Source organism: Pseudomonas sp. SB113 (assembly GCF_040754745.1).
Classification (GTDB): domain Bacteria; phylum Pseudomonadota; class Gammaproteobacteria; order Pseudomonadales; family Pseudomonadaceae; genus Aquipseudomonas; species Aquipseudomonas grimontii.
Genome location: NZ_JBFMHW010000028.1, coordinates 18,553 through 39,698 on the forward strand (window position 1 = coordinate 18,553; position 21,146 = coordinate 39,698).

Annotated in this window: 18 protein-coding genes and 1 pseudogene; 7 read left to right on the plus strand and 12 right to left on the minus strand. The window is 62.2% G+C overall.

Annotation, left to right across the window (positions count from 1 at the left end; genetic code table 11):
- Positions 1 to 170: 170 nt before the first annotated feature.
- On the minus strand, positions 171 to 842 hold the full coding sequence (locus AB1462_RS26800) for a histidine phosphatase family protein (RefSeq protein ID WP_367248406.1): 672 nt from the start codon (positions 840 to 842) through the stop codon (positions 171 to 173).
- 277 nt (positions 843 to 1,119) lie between these two features.
- Here AB1462_RS26800 and AB1462_RS26805 point away from each other — a divergent pair, with 277 nt between their 5' ends.
- From AB1462_RS26805 to AB1462_RS26830, 6 genes and pseudogenes are all read left to right on the plus strand, one after another.
- Positions 1,120 to 1,779 carry an ABC transporter ATP-binding protein gene (locus AB1462_RS26805; RefSeq protein ID WP_367248408.1) on the plus strand — a complete coding sequence of 220 codons (660 nt, stop codon included), beginning with the start codon at positions 1,120 to 1,122 and terminating at the stop codon, positions 1,777 to 1,779.
- Positions 1,776 to 4,238, plus strand: a complete 2,463-nt coding sequence (locus AB1462_RS26810; protein ID WP_367248410.1) for an FtsX-like permease family protein — start codon at positions 1,776 to 1,778, stop codon at positions 4,236 to 4,238. The genes AB1462_RS26805 and AB1462_RS26810 overlap by 4 nt, the downstream gene beginning before the upstream one ends.
- Entirely contained in the window at positions 4,228 to 5,289 is a 1,062-nt protein-coding gene (locus AB1462_RS26815) for a lipocalin-like domain-containing protein (RefSeq protein ID WP_090406128.1), read from the plus strand. The genes AB1462_RS26810 and AB1462_RS26815 overlap by 11 nt, the downstream gene beginning before the upstream one ends.
- Before the next feature lie 137 nt (positions 5,290 to 5,426).
- A pseudogene (locus AB1462_RS26820) lies at positions 5,427 to 6,370 on the plus strand (hypothetical protein).
- A 2-nt stretch (positions 6,371 to 6,372) separates the two neighbouring features.
- Positions 6,373 to 6,750 carry a hypothetical protein gene (locus AB1462_RS26825; protein ID WP_367248412.1) on the plus strand — a complete coding sequence of 126 codons (378 nt, stop codon included), beginning with the start codon at positions 6,373 to 6,375 and terminating at the stop codon, positions 6,748 to 6,750.
- A gap of 117 nt (positions 6,751 to 6,867) precedes the next feature.
- Positions 6,868 to 8,379 (plus strand): hypothetical protein, encoded by a 1,512-nt coding sequence (locus AB1462_RS26830; RefSeq protein ID WP_259193217.1) that lies wholly within the window; start codon positions 6,868 to 6,870, stop codon positions 8,377 to 8,379.
- Positions 8,380 to 8,438: 59 nt separating this feature from the next.
- On the opposite strand, the gene AB1462_RS26835 is transcribed toward AB1462_RS26830, so the two are convergent.
- The 3 genes from AB1462_RS26835 to AB1462_RS26845 all read right to left on the minus strand — a co-directional run bounded on the left by AB1462_RS26835 (position 8,439) and on the right by AB1462_RS26845 (position 11,163).
- Positions 8,439 to 9,536: an SMP-30/gluconolactonase/LRE family protein gene (locus AB1462_RS26835; protein ID WP_090406117.1), complete on the minus strand. Its 1,098-nt coding sequence runs from the start codon at positions 9,534 to 9,536 to the stop codon at positions 8,439 to 8,441.
- Complete coding sequence (locus tag AB1462_RS26840; RefSeq protein ID WP_259193218.1) at positions 9,533 to 10,210, minus strand: sterol desaturase family protein; 678 nt, start codon at positions 10,208 to 10,210, stop codon at positions 9,533 to 9,535. The genes AB1462_RS26835 and AB1462_RS26840 overlap by 4 nt, the downstream gene beginning before the upstream one ends.
- An 89-nt stretch (positions 10,211 to 10,299) precedes the next feature.
- Complete coding sequence (locus tag AB1462_RS26845; protein WP_090406109.1) at positions 10,300 to 11,163, minus strand: LysR family transcriptional regulator; 864 nt, start codon at positions 11,161 to 11,163, stop codon at positions 10,300 to 10,302.
- A 244-nt stretch (positions 11,164 to 11,407) separates the two neighbouring features.
- On the opposite strand from AB1462_RS26845, the gene AB1462_RS26850 reads away from it, so the two are divergent.
- Positions 11,408 to 12,907, plus strand: a complete 1,500-nt coding sequence (locus tag AB1462_RS26850) for a M10 family metallopeptidase C-terminal domain-containing protein (protein WP_367248415.1) — start codon at positions 11,408 to 11,410, stop codon at positions 12,905 to 12,907.
- 48 nt (positions 12,908 to 12,955) lie between these two features.
- Here AB1462_RS26850 and AB1462_RS26855 read toward each other — a convergent pair whose 3' ends face one another.
- The 8 genes from AB1462_RS26855 to AB1462_RS26890 form a co-directional block, all read right to left on the minus strand.
- The gene (locus AB1462_RS26855) at positions 12,956 to 14,359 is read right to left on the minus strand and encodes an amidase (RefSeq protein ID WP_367248416.1); all 1,404 of its coding nucleotides are present in this window, start codon (positions 14,357 to 14,359) and stop codon (positions 12,956 to 12,958) included.
- A complete protein-coding gene (locus AB1462_RS26860) occupies positions 14,356 to 15,624 on the minus strand; it encodes a Zn-dependent hydrolase (protein WP_315338433.1) in 1,269 nt (422 codons plus the stop codon). The genes AB1462_RS26855 and AB1462_RS26860 overlap by 4 nt, the downstream gene beginning before the upstream one ends.
- Positions 15,625 to 15,636: 12 nt before the next feature.
- A complete protein-coding gene (locus AB1462_RS26865) occupies positions 15,637 to 16,332 on the minus strand; it encodes an ABC transporter ATP-binding protein (RefSeq protein WP_090406100.1) in 696 nt (231 codons plus the stop codon).
- Entirely contained in the window at positions 16,332 to 17,081 is a 750-nt protein-coding gene (locus AB1462_RS26870; protein WP_090406097.1) for an ABC transporter ATP-binding protein, read from the minus strand. Before AB1462_RS26870 ends, AB1462_RS26865 begins: the two co-directional genes overlap by 1 nt.
- A complete protein-coding gene (locus AB1462_RS26875; RefSeq protein ID WP_090406094.1) occupies positions 17,078 to 18,088 on the minus strand; it encodes a branched-chain amino acid ABC transporter permease in 1,011 nt (336 codons plus the stop codon). Before AB1462_RS26875 ends, AB1462_RS26870 begins: the two co-directional genes overlap by 4 nt.
- Before the next feature lies 1 nt (position 18,089).
- Entirely contained in the window at positions 18,090 to 18,950 is an 861-nt protein-coding gene (locus AB1462_RS26880; RefSeq protein WP_090406091.1) for a branched-chain amino acid ABC transporter permease, read from the minus strand.
- Between the two features lie 68 nt (positions 18,951 to 19,018).
- Positions 19,019 to 20,218 carry an ABC transporter substrate-binding protein gene (locus tag AB1462_RS26885; protein WP_367248419.1) on the minus strand — a complete coding sequence of 400 codons (1,200 nt, stop codon included), beginning with the start codon at positions 20,216 to 20,218 and terminating at the stop codon, positions 19,019 to 19,021.
- A 123-nt stretch (positions 20,219 to 20,341) separates the two neighbouring features.
- A complete protein-coding gene (locus tag AB1462_RS26890; RefSeq protein WP_027606168.1) occupies positions 20,342 to 21,112 on the minus strand; it encodes a FadR/GntR family transcriptional regulator in 771 nt (256 codons plus the stop codon).
- Positions 21,113 to 21,146 lie beyond the last annotated feature (34 nt).

Below are 21,146 nucleotides of genomic sequence, written 5' to 3' on the forward strand. Positions count from 1 at the left end.
CGTCTGGTGGTTGTTTTTTCAACTAATGAAGTAATGGATAAAGTCGTCACAGCGTTCACTAAGTAACAGGAAATAGTCATAACGACCTTAATTAAAGGGCGCAACTAAACATGCCAGAACAGGGCTGTCTTTTTGCTGAACATATGCCGTAGTGGCGGGAAGGGAATGACTTAGATTTGTTTGAGTGCGGCTGGCCAATCCTGGTTTTTCATGATGCCCAGGGCCTTGAACTTGCCGTTGGCCAACACCTGCACGAACAGCGCGCTGCCGTACTCGGAAAACTTGGCGTGGGGGAAGCCCAGGGCGGTTTCGAAGTCGGCGATGCAACCGCTGTGGGTGACGAATACGAGGTTGCGTCCAGCCTGTTTGTGGCTGAGCAGTTCTTCGCCGATGGCCTTGCCGCAGATGGCTTGTTCGCTGGAGGTCGTGTCGGTTTTGCCGAACATGAAACGCGAGGTCTGGGCGGTGCGAATGGCGGGGCTGGAGAGTACGTCGGTGCCGTCCATGCCCAGTGATTTAAAGGCTTTTCCAAGGTTTTCGGCGTGTTGGCTGCCATTGATCGTCACGCCTTCCACCGGGCCCAGGCAAGGGTTGGCCGAACGGTCGCAGCGCTCTTCATGACGCACCAGTACGATCAGGTCGCCGTCGCGCCACAGCGGCAGCACCTGGGACGTCATCAGCCGCTCGCCTACGCCCAGGTCCCGTGGCGATGTCGGCCAGAACAGGGCGCAAGTAAGCAGTACGGTGACCACGGCAAGCCCGAGCCAAAGCGGTTTGAGGCGCTTGAAAAAGGCCCGGCGCGAGCGTGGTTTAATCAGGGTAAGGTCAACCACTTCATTCACCTTGGACGCTGTTGGCAATGTTGTATTAGTTAGGCGCAACGTGTTGGCGAATAGCCGCAGTGGAGCAAAAGGCTGTCACAGGGCTGCTGTCTTTTCGCTGAACATGCTGCGGTTAAAAGTTGCCAGGCGTGGCAACTAAAAAGTTGCCGACGAGTGACGCTTGGCCGGTAATTTAAAGTGGGGTGGGTGGGCGGGCGGTGAAAACCATGTGAAAAATTTGCGTGACCGCGATCCTCAGCCGTTATTCTCGATTGCCAGCCATCAAATGAGTGTTCCCATGTTGCAGGTGCAAGGTGTCTTCAAAAGCTACGGCACCCCCCTGGGCCGATTGGCGGTGTTGGCGGGGGTCGACTTGCACCTGGGCGCGCGCAGCAGCCTGGCGTTGATGGGCGAGTCAGGCAGCGGCAAGAGCACCCTGTTGCACTTGGTTGCCGGGCTTGATCGGGTGGACGGTGGCAGTATCCAGGTGGGCGAGCAGCGCCTCGACCAGATGAGCGAGGCGCAACTGGCCCACTGGCGGCGTACCGAAATCGGCCTGGTGTTCCAGCAGTTCAACCTGATCGGCAGCTTGCGCGTCGACGACAACCTGGCGTTCCAGGCCCGCTTGGCGGGGCGTTTTGATCCGCAGTGGCAGGCGCAATTGGTCGAGCGCCTGGGCCTGGGGGATTTGCTCAAGCGTTACCCGGAACAACTCTCGGGCGGCCAGCAGCAACGGGTGGCCGTGGGGCGTGCCCTGGCGTCGCGCCCGGGGTTGCTGTTGGCCGACGAGCCCACCGGCAACCTCGACGAAGCCACCAGCGATGAGGTGCTGCAACTGCTGCTGGACCTGTTGCGCGACAGCCCCACCAGCCTGTTGATGGTCACCCACAGCCCACGCATCGCCGCGCGGCTTGACCGGCAGGTGGTGCTGCATCACGCAAAGGTCGTGCCGACGTGAGCGTGTTTTACTGGACCTTGCGCGCCTTGCTCAGCCATTGGCGACGGCATCCGGTGCAGTTCTTCAGCGTGCTCACCGGCCTGTGGCTGGCCACCGCGCTGCTGACCGGGGTGCAGGCCCTCAACAGCCAGGCCCGCGACAGTTACGCACGCGCCAGCCAATTGATCGGCGGCGAACCCCAGGCCAGCCTCAGTGCGCCGGACGCGGCCAGTTTCCCGCAAACGCTGTTTGCCCAACTGCGCCGCGCCGGGTGGCCGGTGTCGCCGGTGGTACAGGGGCGGCTGCAACTCAAGGGGCATGAGGACGTGCGCCTGCAATTGATGGGCATTGAACCGCTGTCGTTGCCCGGCAGCGGCGCGGTGGCGGGGCAGCACTTGAGCCAGGCGCAGATGCTGGCCTTCTTTGAACCGCCGGGGCGGACCTGGATCGCGCCGCAAACCTTGCAGGCCCTGGGCCTGCGCGCAGGCCAGCAACCGCTCACGCTGAAGGGGCAGCGCCTGCCACCGTTGCAGGTCCAGCCGGATATGGCGCCCGGCCTGTTGCTCACCGATATCGGGTTTGCCCAGCCGCTGCTGGACATGCCCGGCCAGCTCTCGCGCCTGCTGGTGGACAAGGCTTTCGCCGCTCGCCATCCCACAGCGCCCGCCGGGCTGCAACTCAAGCAGGGCGAGGAAAATAACCTCGCGCGGCTGACCGAGAGCTTTCACCTGAACCTTGATGCACTGGGCTTCCTGTCGTTTGTGGTGGGGCTGTTTATCGTGCACGCGGCCATCGGCCTGGCCCTGGAGCAGCGGCGCGGACTGTTGCGCACCTTGCGCGCCTGTGGGGTGAGTGCACGGATGTTGATCCTCGGCCTGGGGGTGGAGCTGGGTGCCTTGTCGGTACTGGGGGGCGTGCTCGGCGTCGCCAGCGGTTACCTGCTGGCCAGCCTGTTGCTGCCGGATGTGGCCGCCAGCCTGCGTGGCTTGTATGGCGCCGAAGTGCCGGGCCAATTGAGCTTGAGTCCCTGGTGGTGGGCGGCGGGGTTGGGCTTGAGTCTGCTCGGCGCCGTGCTTGCCGGCGCCAGCAGCCTGTGGCGCGCGGCGCGTTTGCCGTTGCTGGCGCTGGCCAACGCCCAGGCCTGGCACGAGGCCCATGGGCGCTGGTTGCGGCGCCAGGGCTGGGTCGCGGCTACGGCCTTGTTGATCGCGTTGTTGGCGTTATGGCGGGGCGACAGCCTGGCTGCCGGTTTTGTACTGATGGCGGGGTTGTTGCTCGGCGCGGCCCTGGGCTTGCCGGTCGTGCTCAATGGGTTGTTGAAAGCTGTATTGGGGCGCAGCCGTTCGGTGCTTGGCCAGTGGTTTCTGGCCGACTGCCGCCAACAATTGCCGGCCTTGAGCCTGGCATTGATGGCGCTGCTGTTGGCCCTGGCCGCGAATATCGGCGCGGGCTCCATGACCTCGGGCTTTCGCCACACCTTCAATAACTGGCTGGAGCAACGCCTCACCGCCGAGCTGTACCTCAACCCGCAAAACCCGGCCCAGGCAGAGCAACTCAGCGCCTGGCTGGCGCAGCAACCGCTGGTGCAAACGGTGCTGCCCACGTGGCAGGTCGCGGTGCAATTGCAGGGCTGGCCGGCGGATCTGTTTGGCGTGGTCGACGACCCGACCTATCGTCAGCACTGGCCGTTGCTGGAAGCGGCGAACGCGCCGTGGGACCAGTTGCAGCAAGGCGAGACCCTGATGCTCAGCGAACAACTGGCGCGGCGGCTCGGTGTGAAGCTGGGTGACACGGTGAGCATTCCCACGCCGCGCGGTGTGTGGTCGCCCACCGTGGTGGCGGTGTACGCCGATTACGGCAACCCCAAGGGCCACGTGCTGGTCAACGCCCGGCACCTGCTGGCCCACTGGCCGACACTGACGCCGGCGCGTTTCAACCTACGGGTATTGCCGGAAAACGTGGCGCCGCTGGTGGGTGAAGTGCAGCGCGCCTTTGCCCTGGAAGACAGCCGTATCGTCGATCAACAGCAACTCAAGGGCTGGTCGAGCCAGGTGTTCGAGCGCACCTTCGCCGCCACCGCCGCGCTCAACAGCCTGACCCTGGGCGTGGCCGGGGTGGCGCTGTTCATCAGCCTGTTGACCCAGAGCCAGAGCCGCCTCGGCCAACTCGCCCCGCTGTGGGCATTGGGGGTGACGCGGCGGCAATTGATGTTGCTGAACCTGGGGCAAACCTGGCTGCTGGCGGTGCTCACGCTGCTGCTGGCATTGCCGCTGGGCCTGTTGCTGGCGTGGTGCCTGGATGCGGTGATCAACGTGCAGGCCTTTGGCTGGCGCCTGCCATTGCAAGTGTTCCCGTGGCAGCTCGCACAATTGCTGGGGTTGGCGCTGCTGGCCACGTTGTTGGCGTCGGCCTGGCCGCTATGGCAGCTGTATCGCAGCCGTCCGGCGGATTTGTTGAGGACGTTTGCCCATGAAGATTAGGTCGCTGATGTGTGCATTATTACTGCTGGCGGCCTGTGACAAAGTCCCCGCGCCGCAGGAAAGCTTCGCCGGCCTGGGCAGCGACGCGGCCGACTTTGCCCAGGTGTTGCCCGGCAAGGTCTTCAGCTTTCCCGAGGACCACGGCCCCCACGATGGCTTTCGTATCGAGTGGTGGTACGTCACCGCCAACCTCAAGGACGCCCAGGGCAATGTGTTCGGCGTGCAATGGACGCTGTTTCGCAATGCCCTCAAGGCCGGGCCGACGCAAGCGAGCTGGCACGACTCGACCGTATGGCTCGGCCACGCCGCCGTCACCTCCGCCACCCATCACTACGCCGCCGAACGCTTCGCCCGCGGCGGCGTCGGCCAGGCCGGGGCACAGGCAGTGCCGTTCAACGCCTGGATCGACGACTGGAATTTCGCCAGCCAGCCCGGTGCCGCGAGCGCGTTGGCGGACATGCAACTCAAGGCCAGCGGTGCGCAATTTGCCTACGACCTGCGCCTGACCTCCAGCCGGCCATTGGTGTTGCAGGGCGACAACGGCTACAGCCGTAAATCCGACCAGGGCCAGGCGTCGTACTACTACAGCCAGCCCTTCTTTACCGCCGATGGCAGCGTCAGCATCGACGGCAAGACGTATCAAGTCAGCGGCCCGGCCTGGCTCGACCGCGAATGGAGCAGCCAACCGTTGACCGCCAGCCAGACCGGTTGGGACTGGTTCTCCCTGCACCTGGACCGTGGCGAACAGTTGATGCTGTTTCGTGTGCGGCAAACCGACGGCGCCTCCTACCTGACCGGCACCTGGATCGACCGCGAAGGCCACACCCAGACCCTGCACAACGCCGACATCCAACTGGCACCGCTGGACACTACGGTGATCGACGGACGCCACATTCCCACACGCTGGTCGCTGAAGATTCCCAGCAAGCAGCTGGATATCACCACCCAGGCCGTCAACCCGAACGCCTGGATGAACCTGAGTATTCCGTACTGGGAAGGACCGGTGCGCTTTGACGGTGGGGTGGGTTACCTGGAAATGACCGGTTATTAGGGTTGTTTCTGTAGGCGCTGTTTCTTCGTGAGGTAGGCAACTTCCCAAATGCAATTCAGCCCCCCTGCGCTTGTGTCCGGGGCGTAGGTGCTTGCTTATATTTCGACGCCATCTTCTTTGCATCTCGGATGTAGGGCATGGCGCAGAGCTATATCAACGACCGCACAACGAACTACACCCGTTTGAAATCCCGCCTCATGGGCGGCGCCCCGAGCCAGCAGCGCGCCGATCATTTTGATGTGCTCAATCGGCACCTGCGGCCAGGCCTGGTCGCGCCGGGGCAACTGGTGATTATTCCCGATCCCTACAGTGTGAGCTGTTCGGGCGAGGAAGCCTGGTTGATGCGCCATGCCGAAGAGGTTCGGCGCAACCTGGAAATGAATACCGAGGCGGGCAGGGAGTTGCTCGGCAACTATGACTTGCTGCAGAGCTTCATGACGTACGGCTCGATGGGTATCGGCAGTGCGACATCGGCCTGGGCGCGGCATCTGAATGAGGTGGCGCAGACCCTGGAGGACATCGAGGGGTTGCATCAGCGCTTGAAGGACGGTGCGTTGGACCGGGATGGCTTTATCAAACAGCGCCAGGCGTTGTTCCGGCGCCTGGATCTGCAACTGCAAGGCGCGGCACGGGGTTGCAGGGTAATGAGTCGTTGAAGAAGGTGCTGGGGATTTCGACCAAAAGCTATCTGCATAGAGGCGAGATTGCGGGGTATGCACAGCGCATGCGCGAGATTGCGCAGATGTCCAAGTGGCTGGGTAAAGGGACTTTCATTGGGATCGCGCTGGATGCGGGCGCAACCGGGCTGGAGATCAAGGAGGCGTGTGTGACGGGGCGGTTGGTGGGGGGAGTGGCTGGGGCTGCTGTTGGGGGAAAGTATGGTGCAGCCTTCGCTCTTCGTGCTTGTCACCTATTTTTGGGTATTTCGATGAAGGGACAAGGTGCGCTTGCGTGCGCAGTCATCGGCGGCGCTGCGGGTGGGCAGGCGGTAGGCTCTGGTCTAGGTGATGAAGGTGCGTTATTGGGTGGAAAAATCCTGGAGGTCAACGGTGATTTGATCTTCGAGCCAGAGGGGGCTTAATCGTGTCGTTTTTTCTTGCCTTCACCATTGTGCATTTTGTGGGGGCGTTTGTCGTTTTGGGGCTGGCGCTGTTTGCCGAATATACAAAACTCGACGAGGTAGAAGGTTATTTCAGTCATAACGAAAGGGTCCGCGCCAATAAGCGATTTTGGAGACGAAACCGATGGCTCGGCAGGCAATACCGCATGCTGTTGATGTTTGATTTCCTGTCTGACTCAGCACGCTATGTGAAAGCAGGTGTTGTGACCGAGGCCGAGCTGGCGTCTGTTCCATTAGGGCTGAAGCGTTGGGTGTTGTGGCCCTATTACGTCGGCTTTATTTGGGTTATCGCAACAGTGGTTTGGACCGTTTGGCGTAGATGGGCCGACATCCCCATTTGAATGGGGCTGCATTTTTTCATAAAAAATACTGTACATACATACAGTCTTGTCCTACATTCCATCCCAGGTGACCGGATGTCACCTGACCTTCAATTTTTAACTATGGATGGATAAAAAATGAAATCGAAAAAAGCCTTTATGCTGGGCGCGGCCATGGCGGCCACCTGCTTTGTCTCGGCCTTTGCCCTCGCTGAGCAATACCCTCACCTGGCTGCGCAAGCGGCGCCTCCCGCGGTCAAGCAAGGGTTGAAAAACGCTGCGAAGATCAAGGCCAACAAGGCGACGGCTGCCCTCAAGCAGCAGCTGCAAGCGGGTGCCCAACTGAAGAAACCGCTGTTTGCCGCCAAGGCGAAAGCCGATTCGGTCGTGGAAGACAACACCGCGCCGGCCAGGGTGACCAAGGTACAAAAAGCCACGGCCCAGTCGGCGCCCGCCGTGCAGGCTGCGCTGGTCCAGGGGTGTGAACAGACGCTGGACGTCAACTCGCTCTACACGATCGATGGTGTGCAAACCGGCGACCTGCTGTGCTACCACTTCAACCTGCCGCAGAAAGCGCGGATCAACGTCTTGTTGGTCAACCAAACGGCAGGCACCGACATGTCGTTGTCGCTGTTCCAGGATGACGGCCAGGGCAATCCGCTGCCGCTGGGCACCTCCAATAACCCCGGCACTGGCGATGAAAGCCTTGGCGGCGTGGTGCCAGCCGGCGATTACTACTGGTTCATGGAAGCCAACGCGGCGGTTCAGGGTTCGAGCTTTCAGTTCGGTGTTGCGGTCGATACCAACCTCGACGCCTTTGAACCCAATGACACCCCCGACACAGCCTTCCAACTGCCGGATACCCTCAACTACATCAACGGCAATGCCGACAGCCTGGATGACGTCGATTACTTCGATTTCACCGCTGTCCGTGGCCAGAGTGTGGGTATTGCGCTGACGGCTGATGCAGCCAGTGGCAGCACGCGTAACAAGTGGATTCTTGAGCGTTTCGATGGCGCCCAGTGGGTCACCGTGGGTGCCAACGTCCTGTCGACATCGATCCCGAGCCCGGGTGTCGGCGGCGTGGTCAAGGTGCGTGTGCGGCCGAACCAGCACCCGAATGAGCCGTGGAGCGCGACCGGCAAGTACAACCTGTCGTTTGGTTCCAACCCTCGGGTGAACAGCCCGGATGTGAAGGGCGAGGCGAGCGTGTTGCGCATCCCGTATTCGGCTTCCGACGTGGGCTATGGCTACATGACAACGCAAGCTTATCGCGACCTGACCTGGACCATGGGCCTGTCGGACAGCACCGGTGCACCACTGGTGGGCCTGCACCCGATAGTCTATCTCGACCAGCGGATCGACCCGGCCAACGGCGACATCGTCTACAAGGCGTATTCGGCGCCGACCGACAGCTCGGGGCAAGCGTCTGGCACGATCAATGTGGGCACTTGCTTCGGTGATTTCCAGACCACCTTTGTCGATTACGCCCAGGGCTACAACAACACCTGGCGTACCGACTTCAACTACGGCGTGTGGCGCATGGAAGTGTTGGAGTACCCAGGCATTGGTGTCGGTGGCGATAACACCGAGTTCGTCAGCTTCGGCCATCTGTGCAAGCAGACCTTGCTGAGCAGCACCAAGAGCTAAACGCGGTTAACCCGTCGTACCGAGGGCATACAGGCCGACGCCTGTATGCCCTTTTTGCTTTACTGCGCCAACGCCAGCTTCAATGGCAACCGTGCCATGCTCGTATTCTTCAAAGAGCCCAGGTACAACCAGTCGCCATACTCCCGCGCGGTGGTGATCGGCGAGTAGTTGCCCGCGCTGCCATCCTGCAAATTGGCGATGACCTTGCCCTCGGTATCCAGCCCCAGCACGAAGGCTTTGCGCTCGATGGGCTTGGGCACCACCATCAGTGCGCGCACCATTACTTTGCGCAACAGCGGGTAGCCGGCAAAGCTGTCGAGCAATGGGTTGCGCGGTGAATACAGCGCCACCCAGAAACGGTCCCTGCCGTTGAAACTGAGGTTGTCCGGCAGGCCGGGCAGGTTGTCGATAAACAGGTCGTGCTGGCCCGCGCGCTCGCCCTTGAGCCAGTAACGGCTGATGCGATACGCGCCGGTTTCATTGACCAGCACGTAGTGCTCATCCGGGCCGAGGGCCACGCCGTTGGCGAATTGCAGTTGGTCCAGCAATACCTCGGTGGTGCCGTTGCTGAAGTCATAGCGCAGCAGGCGTCCATCGCCGCCATGCTCGATCACCGCCTCGCCATCCTGGCCATAGCCCCAGCGGCTTGAAGCATCGCTGAAGTACGCATAGTGCCCGCTGGCATCCACTGTCACGTCATCGGTAAAGCCAAATGGCACGCCGTTGGCGCTGGTGCTCAGGGTGGTGAGCTGGCGCTGGGAGTCCAGCGCGAGCAAGCCCTTGACCCCATCGGCAATGATCAGGCGCCCGTCCGGGTGCAGCGCCAAGCCCAGTGGTCGCCCACCGGTGTTGGCCAGCACTTCCAGGGTGGGGCTGTCGGGCGACGTGCGGACGATGCGCCCGTCATGCAGCCCGCTGATCAGAAAACCCTGGGCATCCAGCAGCAACGCCTCGGGCCCGGCAATGTCCTGGGCACCGATTTTCTGCACGGCCTTGAGGCGTTGGTTGTCGGCATAGGCCCCTTCCTTCGTCGATGGCGCCCTGGGCGGGGCCCAGTTCACCGGTTGCACTTTGGTCGGCATCAGCAGCAGGAAAGCGATCACCGCCAGCAGCAGTACAAACAGCAGGTGACGGATTTTTTTTCGGCGGATACTCATGACGACTCCTGGTGGTCGTTGGGGTTCGGTTCCCAGTGCAGGGTGCCGAACAGGTAATCCATCAGCGGGAGGACGATATTGAAATTGCGCCCCTGCATCAGTTCGCGGCGGTGATGCAGGGCATGCAGTTGGTGCATCTGGCGAATCCACGGCAGGCGCGCCACCCTGTGGTCGGCGGGCAAGTGCTCGCAGGCGTGGAATACTTCGTAGAGCAGGTAGCCGAGGATCATGCACCCGGCGAACAGCCCGGCGACATTGGTGTTCAGGTGCTGGAGCAACCACCAGGCGGGGAGGGTGATGACCACGCTGTGCAGCACGATCAACCACGCCGGGAAGAGAATGACGCGCCAGTCCCGTGGGCTGTCGTAGGTCATGTGGCCTGGGGTGAAGAAGCTGTGGTGATCGCCGGTGTGGCGTGCATAGAACAAGCGCGCCAGGGCGTGCTTGTGATGGCCGAGGTGACGGTGCACCAGGTAGATACAGAGGTTGAAGAACACCAGGGTCAGCGGCACGGTCAGCCACTCGATCGGCGTAATTCGGTGGGTGGAGGACCACGCCAGGGCGATGCAGGACACGCCATAGCCGAGCACAAAGGCCGCGTGCAGCCAGGGCTTGTAATGCGGGCTGACCTCGGCGCGGTAGCGGCGGCGAAACGTCTCGGTGGGGTGGACCATGGCGGGCTGCTCAGTTTTTTTTGTTGGAGACTGAGCTTAGTTGGTACACGGGAATCTGCGAGTTTTGCGCGCTGCACCGCTCAAGCGATTCAGATCAACGGGTCCCAGCGTTGCGACCAGTCACTCTCGGCCTTGACCACTTCACGCAGCAGCCCCAGCGCCTGCTGCAACACCGCCGAATCCCGCGCCCGCGAGTACACCAGGAACGTCGGGAAGCTGAACTCAGGGGCCTTGGGCACGCGCTGCATCACGCCGCTGTCCAGGTAGCTCTGTACCACCCGCGTGCGGAAATACCCGGCGCCGCCATTCTCGAGGATGTACTGCAACGCCAACGGCCCGAGGTTGAAACTCAGCGCAGCGCGGGCCCTGTCGGGCAGGGCGGCGTCGTGCTGCTGGCGAAAACCCGGGCCCCAATCGATGTAGACGTACGGGTCCGGCTTACTCACCAACTGCACCAGGATCAGCTTTTCTTCGAGCACCTGCTCCACCTGCAACCCCGGCCAGTACTGCGGCTGGAACACCAGCGCCGCATCGAGTACGCCGAGTTCCAGTTGCCGCAGCAGGTATTCACCTTCACGCACTTCGGTACGCAGCGCATGCCCGGGAATCTGTTCGCGCAAGGCCCGGGCCCAACCGAGCATCAGCGGGTTGCACAGGCTGACTTCACCGCCGATATGCAGCACATTGCGATAGCCATCCGGCAACGGCAGGTCACGCCGCGCGGCTTCCCAGGTTTGCAGCAACTGATTGGCATACACCACAAACGCCTCGCCGTCGGCGGTCAGGCGCGCGCCGGCGCGGTTGCGCACGAACAGCGTACTGCCCAGTTGGCTTTCGAGGTTTTTAACGCGTGCGGTGATGGCGGTCTGGGTGACGTGCAGTTTCTCGGCGGCGGCGGCCAGGCTGCCGCAGCGGGAGATTTCGAGGAAGGTGCGTGCCAGTTCGATGTCCATGTCGGCCCCGAGGGTGAATAGGACCGCCATTGTAGAACTGATCGCCCGCCAAGGGGGACTGGAGTGCTGCAAGGGTTGGAAACTGAGGTTTTTTGGATCCGACAGTGCTTTTTGGATTCAACGGCGCGGTTAAGGAAAGTCGCCTATTGACGCGCCTGGCGCAAGGGTAATTTCGCAGGTGATTGGGCTGCCGATCCTCACACCCTCTTGTTGCTTCACTGAATCATTGAAAAGGAGACATTTGATGTCGAACTCAACGTTTACCCTTTCTCCCTTTGCCAGCAATACAGTCACTCAGTTGGATCGTGTCCTTCACCACGATCAACGTGGTGGTGATCGCATAATCAACGGTAAACCGTCATATACCGTCCAGCAGGCGGTCGATGAAATGGTCCGTGACAATGCACGTTGGCACGATACCAATAACGATGGAAAGACGGATGTTGCCTATCAGTTTCTAACCACCGCCGGGAGGCGTTTCAGCTCATTGGGCCTGAGTGGTTTCAGCGAATTCAATCAGGCACAAAAGGCATCGGCACAAATGGCCATGGAGCACTGGTCGGATGTTGCCAACGTCCGTTTCACCCAAGCCAGCCCAGGCATGCAGGAGGAAGGCAGGGTTACCTTCGGGAGCTTCGACGTACAGGTGGACGGCAAGAACGCCTTTGCAACACGCCCTCCTTCTGAGTCATATCAGCGATACCTGAGCGCAAACCCGAAAATTCCAAGGCATGGGGCGGTTTCCGAAATATGGACTGCCGGAACCGATGAGGCCCATACATCACCTAGCCATGCCAACGATGGGCACAGAACCATTGCCCATGAACTGGGTCATGGCCTGGGGTTGTCGCACCCTTTCAGAAGCCTTCCCGCCGGTTCGAGTTATGACACGGCGACCTACGCGGAGGATACCAGCGGCCATAGCATCATGAGCTATTGGAGTGAACACCATACCGGCCAATCCTTTACTAAGAACGGTGTAAACCATTCGCCCTCTACGCCGATGGTGGATGACGTTGCAGCCATGCAAAAACTCTACGGAGTCAATCATGAAACCCGCGCAGGCGATACCACCTATGGCTTCAACTCCAATGCAGGCCGTGCGGCTTATAGCTTGAACTCCGCCGCTGACGCGCCTGTGTTTACCGTATGGGATGGTGGTGGCGTGGACACGCTGGATTTTTCTGGTTTTGACCAGAACCAGGTGATCAACCTCAATGAAGGTGCACCTTCGGATATTGGGGGAATGAAAAAAAACGTATTCATTGCCAGGGGCACGACGATAGAAAATGCCAAGGGTGGCACAGGCAACGACATCTTCATCAGCAACCTCACCCAGAACATATTGACAGGGGGCGGTGGCAATAACACCTACGTGTTCTTGAGTCCGCAGCAATCGACACCGGATAAACCTGATCGAATCACCGACTTCGTGTCGGGGAGGGACAAAATCGATGTGTCCAACCTGAGAGCGACAGGCCCGGAGAGTACCTATGTCGGTGAGCGCTCTGGGGTTGAGGAGCTTTTGTATGGAGGAGACTCAGTCACGCGACATGACATTGCGGAAAAACCCTTGAAGTATGTCGCGCGGTTTACCGGTGAAGGTCGACAGGCCATAGTGGATTACGACGCTCAAGCCCGCCAAGCCACGCTGCAGATTGACTTGGACGGCGACCGTAGCGCCGACTTCCGGCTCAAGATTGAGAGTGAACACGCGTTAGAAGGGCCTGATATCAAAGCCTAATCCAGTAGCCACCTGCAGGAGCCGGCAAGCTGCCCCAGCAGGTGGGTTTCAGGTAGGAGTGTGCGGGGCTGGCAAATGCTGGGTCGGGAACGCCTTGGCATACGCCCGGCACACCCTCAACACCTGCTCATCGGCAAACCGCGCGCCCACCACATGCAAGCCCACCGGCAAGCCATTCGCGGCCAGCCCGCACGGCACCGACGCCGCCGGTTGTTGGGTGAGGTTGAAGGGGTAGGTGAACGGCGTCCACTCGGTCCAATCCTGCAGGCCTGAACCGGGCGGGACGTTGTGCCCGGCCTCGAACGCGGTGATCGGCATCATCGGCGAGACCAGCACGTCGTAATGCTCATGGAACGCCGCCATGCGGGCCACCAGCGCCGCCCGTGCTTCCAGGGCCGCGTTGAAGTCCTCCAGGCTCAACTGCTCGCCACGCTGGGCAATGCGCAGCAGCCCAGGGTCCAGCAGTTGTTTTTGCGCGTCGCTCATGGACCCGGTCAGGCGTGCCGCTCCCGCCGCCCACAAGGTGCTGAACACCTCCAGCGGGTCGCTGAAACCTGGGTCGATCTGCTCGACATGGGCGCCCAATTGCACCAGGCCTTCGACCGCCTGGGCGACCACCTTGGCCACCTGCGGGTCGACATCCACGTAGCCAAACGTTGGGCTGTAGGCCACGCGCAGGCCTTTCAAATCCGTCTCCGGCGTGAGCCATGGCGTGGTCCTCGGCGCACCGATCAAGCCGTCCCGCGCATCCGGCTGTGCGACGGCCTGCAACATCAACACGCTGTCTTCCACGGTGCGGGTCATCGGCCCCAGGTGCGAGAGGATGGTCATCGAACTGGCCGGCCACTGCGGCACATAGCCGAACGTCGGCTTGATCCCGAAGGTGCCGGTAAACGCGCAAGGGATGCGGATCGAGCCGCCGGCATCGCTGCCCTGGTGCAGCACGCCCAGGTTCAATGCGGCTGCCGCGCCCGCGCCGCCGGATGAGCCGCCCGCGGTGGTGCGGGTGTCCCACGGGTTGCGCGTGATGCCGTACAGCGGGTTGTCGGTGACGCCTTTCCAGCCGAATTCCGGGGTGGTGGTCTTGCCCAGCAGCACCGCGCCGGCCTTGCGCATAAAGGCCGGGAAGGGCGCGTCGACGTCCCACGGGCCCTCGGCCGATGAGGTGCGCGAGCCCTTGCGGGTGGGCATGCCGATCGTCAGCGTGAGGTCCTTGATCGACGCTGGTACGCCGTCCAGCGCGCCGCAGGGCACGCCCTTGAACCAGCGTGCTTCCGACGCCCGCGCCGCGTGCAGCGCACCCTCGGGGTCGACATGGCAGTAGGCGTTGACCACCGGGTTGCAGCGCTCGATGCGCAGCAGCGCATCTTCGGTGACGTCCACCGGCGACAAGGTCTTGTTGCGAAAATGCTCCAGCAGTTGCACCGCCGTCAGTTGGCCCATCTCACTCATGCCCTGTCTCCCTGCGCCGCATTGACCATGGCGCGTAGCAATACCGCGCAACCGGCCGCCAGGTCATCCGGCGCGGCGTTTTCGATTTCGTTATGGCTGATGCCACCTTCGCACGGCACAAAGATCATCCCCGCCGGGCCCAGCTCGGCGACGAAAATCGCGTCATGCCCGGCGCCGCTGACGATGTCCATATGGCTCAGGCCCAAGGCAGCCGCCGCATCGCGCACGGCGTTGACGCAGGCCGGGTGGAAGTCCAGCGGCGGGAAGTCGGCGGTGGGTGTCAGCTCGACACTCAGGCCGTGGCGCAGGGCAGTGGCGTCGATCACGCCGCGCACTTCATCGACCATGGCTTGCAGCTTGTCGGCATGCAGGTGGCGCAGGTCGATGGTCATGTGTACCTGGCCGGGAATCACATTGCGCGAGCCCGGGTGCAGGCTCAGGCAGCCGACGGTGCCGCAGGCGTGAGGTTGTTGCTGATGAGCGATACGGTTGACCGCGCTGACCACCTCGGCGGCGCCGACCAGGGCGTCCTTGCGCAGGTGCATGGGCGTCGGGCCGGCGTGGGCTTCGACGCCGGTGAGGGTCAGGTCGAACCACTTCTGGCCGAGGCAACCCATCACCACGCCGAGGGTGATGGCCTGGTCTTCCAACACCGGGCCCTGTTCGATATGCGCTTCGAAATACGCACCGACCGGGTGGCCCAGCACCGCGCGGGAACCGGCATAGCCGATGCGCTGCAATTCGGCGCCCACCGACAAGCCTTGCTCGTCCTGCTTGTCGAGGGTGTCCTGCAAGTCGAACTTACCGGCAAATACCCCGGAGCCCATCATGCACGGCGGGAAGCGCGAGCCTTCTTCGTTGGTCCACACCACCACTTCGAGCGGCGCTTCGGTTTCGATCTTCAAGTCATTGAGGGTGCGGATCACTTCCAGCCCGGCCATCACCCCATAGCAACCATCGAACTTGCCACCGGTGGGTTGGGTGTCGATATGGCTGCCGGTCATCACCGGGGGCAGGGCCGGATTGCGCCCAGGGCGGCGCGCGAAAATATTGCCAATGGCGTCGACACTCACGCTGCACCCGGCGGCTTCGCACCACTGTACAAACAGGTCACGGGCCTGGCGGTCCAGGTCGGTGAGGGCCAGGCGGCACACGCCGCCTTTGACCGTGGCGCCGAGTTGGGCCAGGTCCATCAGCGATTGCCACAGGCGGTCGCGGTTGATCAGCGGGGCGTTGCCCTGGAGCGGTTGCGCAAAACTATTCATTTGCAATCTCCGTCAGGCGCTCAGCGCCAGGTAGCGGTTCTTGATCGTCGGGTCGGCGCGGAAGGCGGCGGCGCTGCCCTCGTAGACCACGCGGCCCTGTTCGAGGACGTAATGGCGGTCGGCGAGCTTGTCGCAGACCATCAGGTTTTGTTCCACCAGCAGCACCGGCAGGCCGTCGTCCTTGATCTTGCGCAGGATCTTCACCAGTTCGTCGACGATCACCGGGGCCAGGCCTTCGGTGGGTTCGTCGAGGATCAGCAGCTTCGGATCGTTGAGCAGGGCGCGGGCGATGGCGAGCATCTGTTGCTCGCCGCCGGAGAGCGCATGGCCGGCGTTCCTGCGCCGCTCCTTGAGGCGCGGGAACATGCCGTACACGTCTTCGAGCTGCCAGCGGCTGGTCTTGCGGACGGCGATACGCAGGTTTTCCTCGACGGTCAGCAGGCGGAAGATCCCGCGATTTTCCGGCACCAGTGCCAGTCCCTGGCGTGCGATTTCAAAGATTTTCTGCCCCACCAGCGCCTGGCCGTTGAAGTGGATCTGGCCCTGGCGCGGGCAGATGATGCCGAGGATGCTGCGCAGGGTGGTGGTCTTGCCGGCACCGTTGCGCCCGAGCAGCGTCACCAGTTCGCCGGGGTTGACGCTCAGCGACACGCCTTCGAGCACGTGGCTCTTGTCATAGTAGGAATGAATATTCTCGACGATCAGCATCAGGCGGCCTCCCCAAGATAAGCACTGCGCACACGTTCATCGGCGCGCACGAACTCCGGCGTGCCTTCCACCAGGATCTGCCCGTGGCTCATCACCGTGATGCGTTGGCTGATGGACATGACGATGCTCATGTTGTGTTCGATCAACAGCACCGTATGGTCGCGGCCAAGGTCGCTGATCAACTGGGTCATGATCGGGATGTCATCGATGCCCATGCCCGAGGTGGGCTCGTCGAGCATCAGCAGTTTGGGCTTGGAGCAGATCGACATGCCCACCTCCAGCACCCGTTGCTGGCCGTGGGACAACTCGCCGGCCAGGGTCTCGGCGCGGGCGCTGAGTTGCAGGCGCTCAAGCACCTGGTCGGCCATTTCCAGGTGCTCGCGTTTGCTGTCCACGCGGCGCCAGAAATTCAGCGCGCGCGCACCGTCGCGGCCTTGGGCGGCCAGGCGCAGGTTCTCGCGCACGCTGAGGTTCTGGAACAGGCTGGTGAGCTGGAACGAGCGCGCCATGCCGAGGCCGACGCGTGCGTGGGCGGGCTTGCGCATCAGGTTCCTGCCGTCGAAATGAATCGCGCCGGCCGTGGCCTGGCGCTCGCCGGTCAGGCAGTGGAACAGGCTGGTCTTGCCCGCGCCGTTGGGGCCGATGATGGTATGGATGGTGCCGGCTTCGACCTTGAGGTTGACGCCGTTCACCGCACGGAACGCGCCATAGGCCAGTTCCAGGTCTTTGGTTTCCAGCAGGATGCTCATAGCCCTTCCTCCTTGGCGACGACGGCTGCCTTGCGACTGCCACGCACGCGCTCGAACAACGCGGCCAGGCCGCCCCACAAACCGCCGCGCATGAAGATCACCACCAGGATCAGGATCACCCCCAGCAGCATCAGCCAGCGCGGCCACAGGTCGGAGAGAAAATCTCCCAGCAGCACGATGGAGCCGGCGCCCAGCAACGAGCCGAACAGCGAGCCGGTGCCGCCGACAATGGTCATGATCAGGATGTTCTCGGACATCGCCAGGTCGATATTCGACAGCGGCACAAAGTGCAGCAGCATGGCGTACAACGCCCCGGCAATCCCGGTGACCGCGCCGGACAGCACGAACACCAGGATCTTGAAGTGCCGCGTGTCGTAGCCGATGGCCGAGGCGCGGGTTTCGTTTTCGCGGATCGCCATCAGCGTGCTGCCGAACGGCGAGGCGATCACCCGGCGCGCGCCGATGAAGATCAACAGGAACAGCACCGCGACAAAGCCATAGAACGCACGGGCGTCGGCCAGGGACAGCAGCACGGTGTCACCGAGGCGAATCTCCGGGCGCGGCACGCTGAGCAGGCCGTTGTCGCCGCCGGTCCAGTCGCTCAAGGTGTAGGCGACGAAGTAGGCCATCTGGCTGAACGCCAACGTGAGCATCACGAAGTAGATGCCGGTGCGGCGGATCGCCAGGGCCCCCACCAGCAAGGCCAGGAAGCCACCGGCGATGGCGGCACCGAGTAATGCGGTGAACAACCCCAATTGCAGATGGATCATCAGCAGCGCCGCGCAGTAGGCGCCGGCACCAAAGAAGATGCCTTGACCAAACGACAGCAGCCCGGTGTAGCCCAGCAACAGGTTGCAGGCCAGGGCGGCCATGGCAAAGATCAGGATCTCGGTGGCCAGGGTCGCCGAGGGCAATAGCAAGGGCAGGCCGATCAGCACCGCCACGACCCACAACAACATGGCGCGCGATTGCGTTTTGGCAAACGGCAGGGGATTTTTCTCGCTCATGTCAGGCTCTCCCAAACAGGCCGTAAGGACGCACCAGAATCACCGCGGCCATGGCGCCGTAGATCATCAGGCTCGCGCCTTGGGGCCAGAGTGTGGTCATCAGGCTTTGCACCACGCCCACCAGCAAACCGCCGACCAGTGCACCGCTGAACGAGCCCATGCCGCCGATCACCACCACCACGAAGGCGATGCCAAGAATTTCCGGGCCAACGAACGGCTGGGCGCCGCGCAACGGCGCGAACAGCACACCCGCCATGCCGGCCAGGCCAACGCCGAGGGCGAAGGTCATGGAGAACAGGCGGAAGATATTCGTGCCGAGCAGCGACACGGTCTCGGTGCTTTCACTGCCGGCGCGCACCAGGGCGCCGAAACGCGTGCGTTCCAGCAGCAGCCACAGACCCAGGCCGACCAACCCGGAAAACACAATCAGGAACAGGCGGTAGTAGGGGTAGACGAAATCACCCACCACCAGCACGCCGCGCAGCAGTTCCGGCACGGCGACGCTTTTGCCCACCGGGCCCCAGATCATCACGCTGGCTTCCTGGATGATCAGCGCGATGCCCAGCGTGACCAGGATCTGGAACATGTGTGGCAAGTGATAGATCCGTTGGATCAACACGCGCTCGATCACCCAGGCCAGCGCGGCCACCACCAGCGGCGCGATCAACAGCGCCAGCCAGAAGTTGCCGGTGAGGCTCACGGCGGTGTAGCAGATGTAGGCGCCCAGCAGGAAGAACGCACCGTGGGCGAAATTGACGAAGTTGAGCAGGCCGAAAATAATCGTCAGCCCGACCGCGATCAGGAAGTAGATCATCCCCAATCCAAGGCCGTTGAGTATCTGGAACAGGTAAAGATTAAGCATGCAGAAACCCTCGAACAGGTGGCCGCGCGGGCGGCCCTGCCGTGTACAACCGGTGATGTTTTAGCGGATCAGGCGAGTGTGCAGCCCGTGGCTTCCACCGGCGGGAATGACTGGCCGGCACTGAGCACCTTGGCCAGGTCATCCTTGTCGGCCATGTCGGCGGCGGCCTTGCCGATCAGCAGGTAGTAGTCCTTGATCACCTGGTGGTCGCCGGCACGGATCGACTCCTTGCCGGTGGGGCCTTCGAAACTCAGACCCTGCATGGCCTTGGCCACGGTCGGCCCGTCGAAGCTGCCGGTGGCAATGATGGTGTCGAGCATGACCTTGGTGCTGATGTAATCGGCGGCCAGCGGGTAGGTGGGGTTGATGCCGTACTTGGCCTGGGTCAGCTTGACCAGCTCGCGGTTGAGCGGGGTGTCGACCTGATGCCAGTACTGCGCGCCGAGGTACACGCCTTCGAGGATGTCGCTGCCCAGTTCCTGGAACTGGTCGAGGCCGGCGGACCACACCAGCAGCACTTTCATGCGTTCCTTGATGCCGAAGTTCACCGCCTGGCGCAGGGTGTTGGACGACTGGCTGCCAAAGTTGAGCAACACCAGCACGTCGGGCCTGGTGGAAATGGCATTGGTCAGGTAGCCGGAGAACTCCTGTTCCTGCAGCGAGTGGTAGCTGTTGCCGACGTGTTCCAGGCCGTGTTCCTTGAGCACGTTTTTGGCGCCTTCGAGCAGCGCTTCGCCGAACACATATTGTGGCGTGATGGTGTACCAGCGCTTGGCGTCCGGCAGCAGTTTGATCAGCGGCACCATGGTCTCGCGGATGGCGCCGTAGGTGGGCACCGACCAGCGGAACGTGGCGTGGTTGCAGTCTTTGCCGGTGACTTCATCGGCACCGACCGGGGTCATGAATACACCGCCGACCTTGTCGACTTCCTTGGCCACCGCCAATGCCGATGACGACAGCGTGCAGCCCTGGAAGAACCGCGCGCCGTCCTGCTGGATCGCCTCCTGCACCTTGCGCACAGCCTTGCCGGCGTTGCCCTCGGTGTCGATGACCTTGTAGTTCAACGGGCGGCCCAGTAGCTCGGTATGTTGGGCCACCGCCAGGCGCGAACCCATGTCGGCAAACTTGCCATAGCTGGCAAAGGCGCCGGACATGGACTTGAGGCCGTAAAAGGTAAAGGGCTCGGCGGCGAATGCGGACCGTACGCTCAGCGGGAGGCTGAGGGCGGCGGCGGTAAGACTGGCTTTCAATAACGTACGACGCTGCATGGGGTGACTCCCTGGTTTAGTTATTGGCAGGAGTAGCAAGGGCGATACGGTGGAGCAGGGCCTGTGGGCAGGCCTGTTATTGGGATAACGCAGTGAATGCAGTCAACTGTGGGAGGGGTGTTTTCAGTGGTTGTGGTCGAACTCCAGTAGAAAGTGCGGGCTGACCTGGCCTTCCAGCGCGGTCATATGGTGTTCGGCGTCGCACATATGTTCATGCATCAGGCTGCGTACCGCGCCTTCATCCCCGGCGCGAAAGGCGTTCAGTAGTTGCTTGTGATAGTCGAGGTTGGCCGCGTCGAACTGCTTGCGCTTGGGCTTGTAGGCTTTTTTCAGCACCACCAGGTCGCGCAGCAGGTCATTGAGAAACTGCGCCATAAAGCTCAGCAACGGGTTGGGGCAGGCCTTGGCCAGCAGGTTGTGGAACTCCAGTTCCGCCAGGCGCTGTTCGCGCTGGCCGGCTTCGCTGTCTTCGGGGGCGCTGCAGAAATCCACGTTGTCCTGCAATGCCCGGTAGTCGTCTTCACTCAGGCGCCCGAGCACCGACACCGCCAGTTCCACTTCGATGACCTTGCGCAACTGGTACACCTGCTCCCCATCCAAGTGCTGGAAGTGCAGGTAGTTGCGCAGCGCGCGGCTGGCGGGTTCAGTGCCGGCCTGGTTCAGGTAGGCGCCGCCGCTGGGGCCGGTGCGCGTACTCACCAGCCCCTCGACCTCCAGGGCCTTGAGCGCTTCACGGGCCGAGCCCTTGGAGCACTGGAAGCTTTCCATCAGCTCACGCTCGGTGGGCAGGCGGTCGCCGGGCTTCAAGGCGTCGGTGACGATGGAGCGCTTGACCGACTCAACAATCACATCGGACAGCTTCTGGCGTTTGCGGCGTAGCGGGCGAGTCAGCATGGGTTCGATTTATCGTATTAATGCGGATAAATAG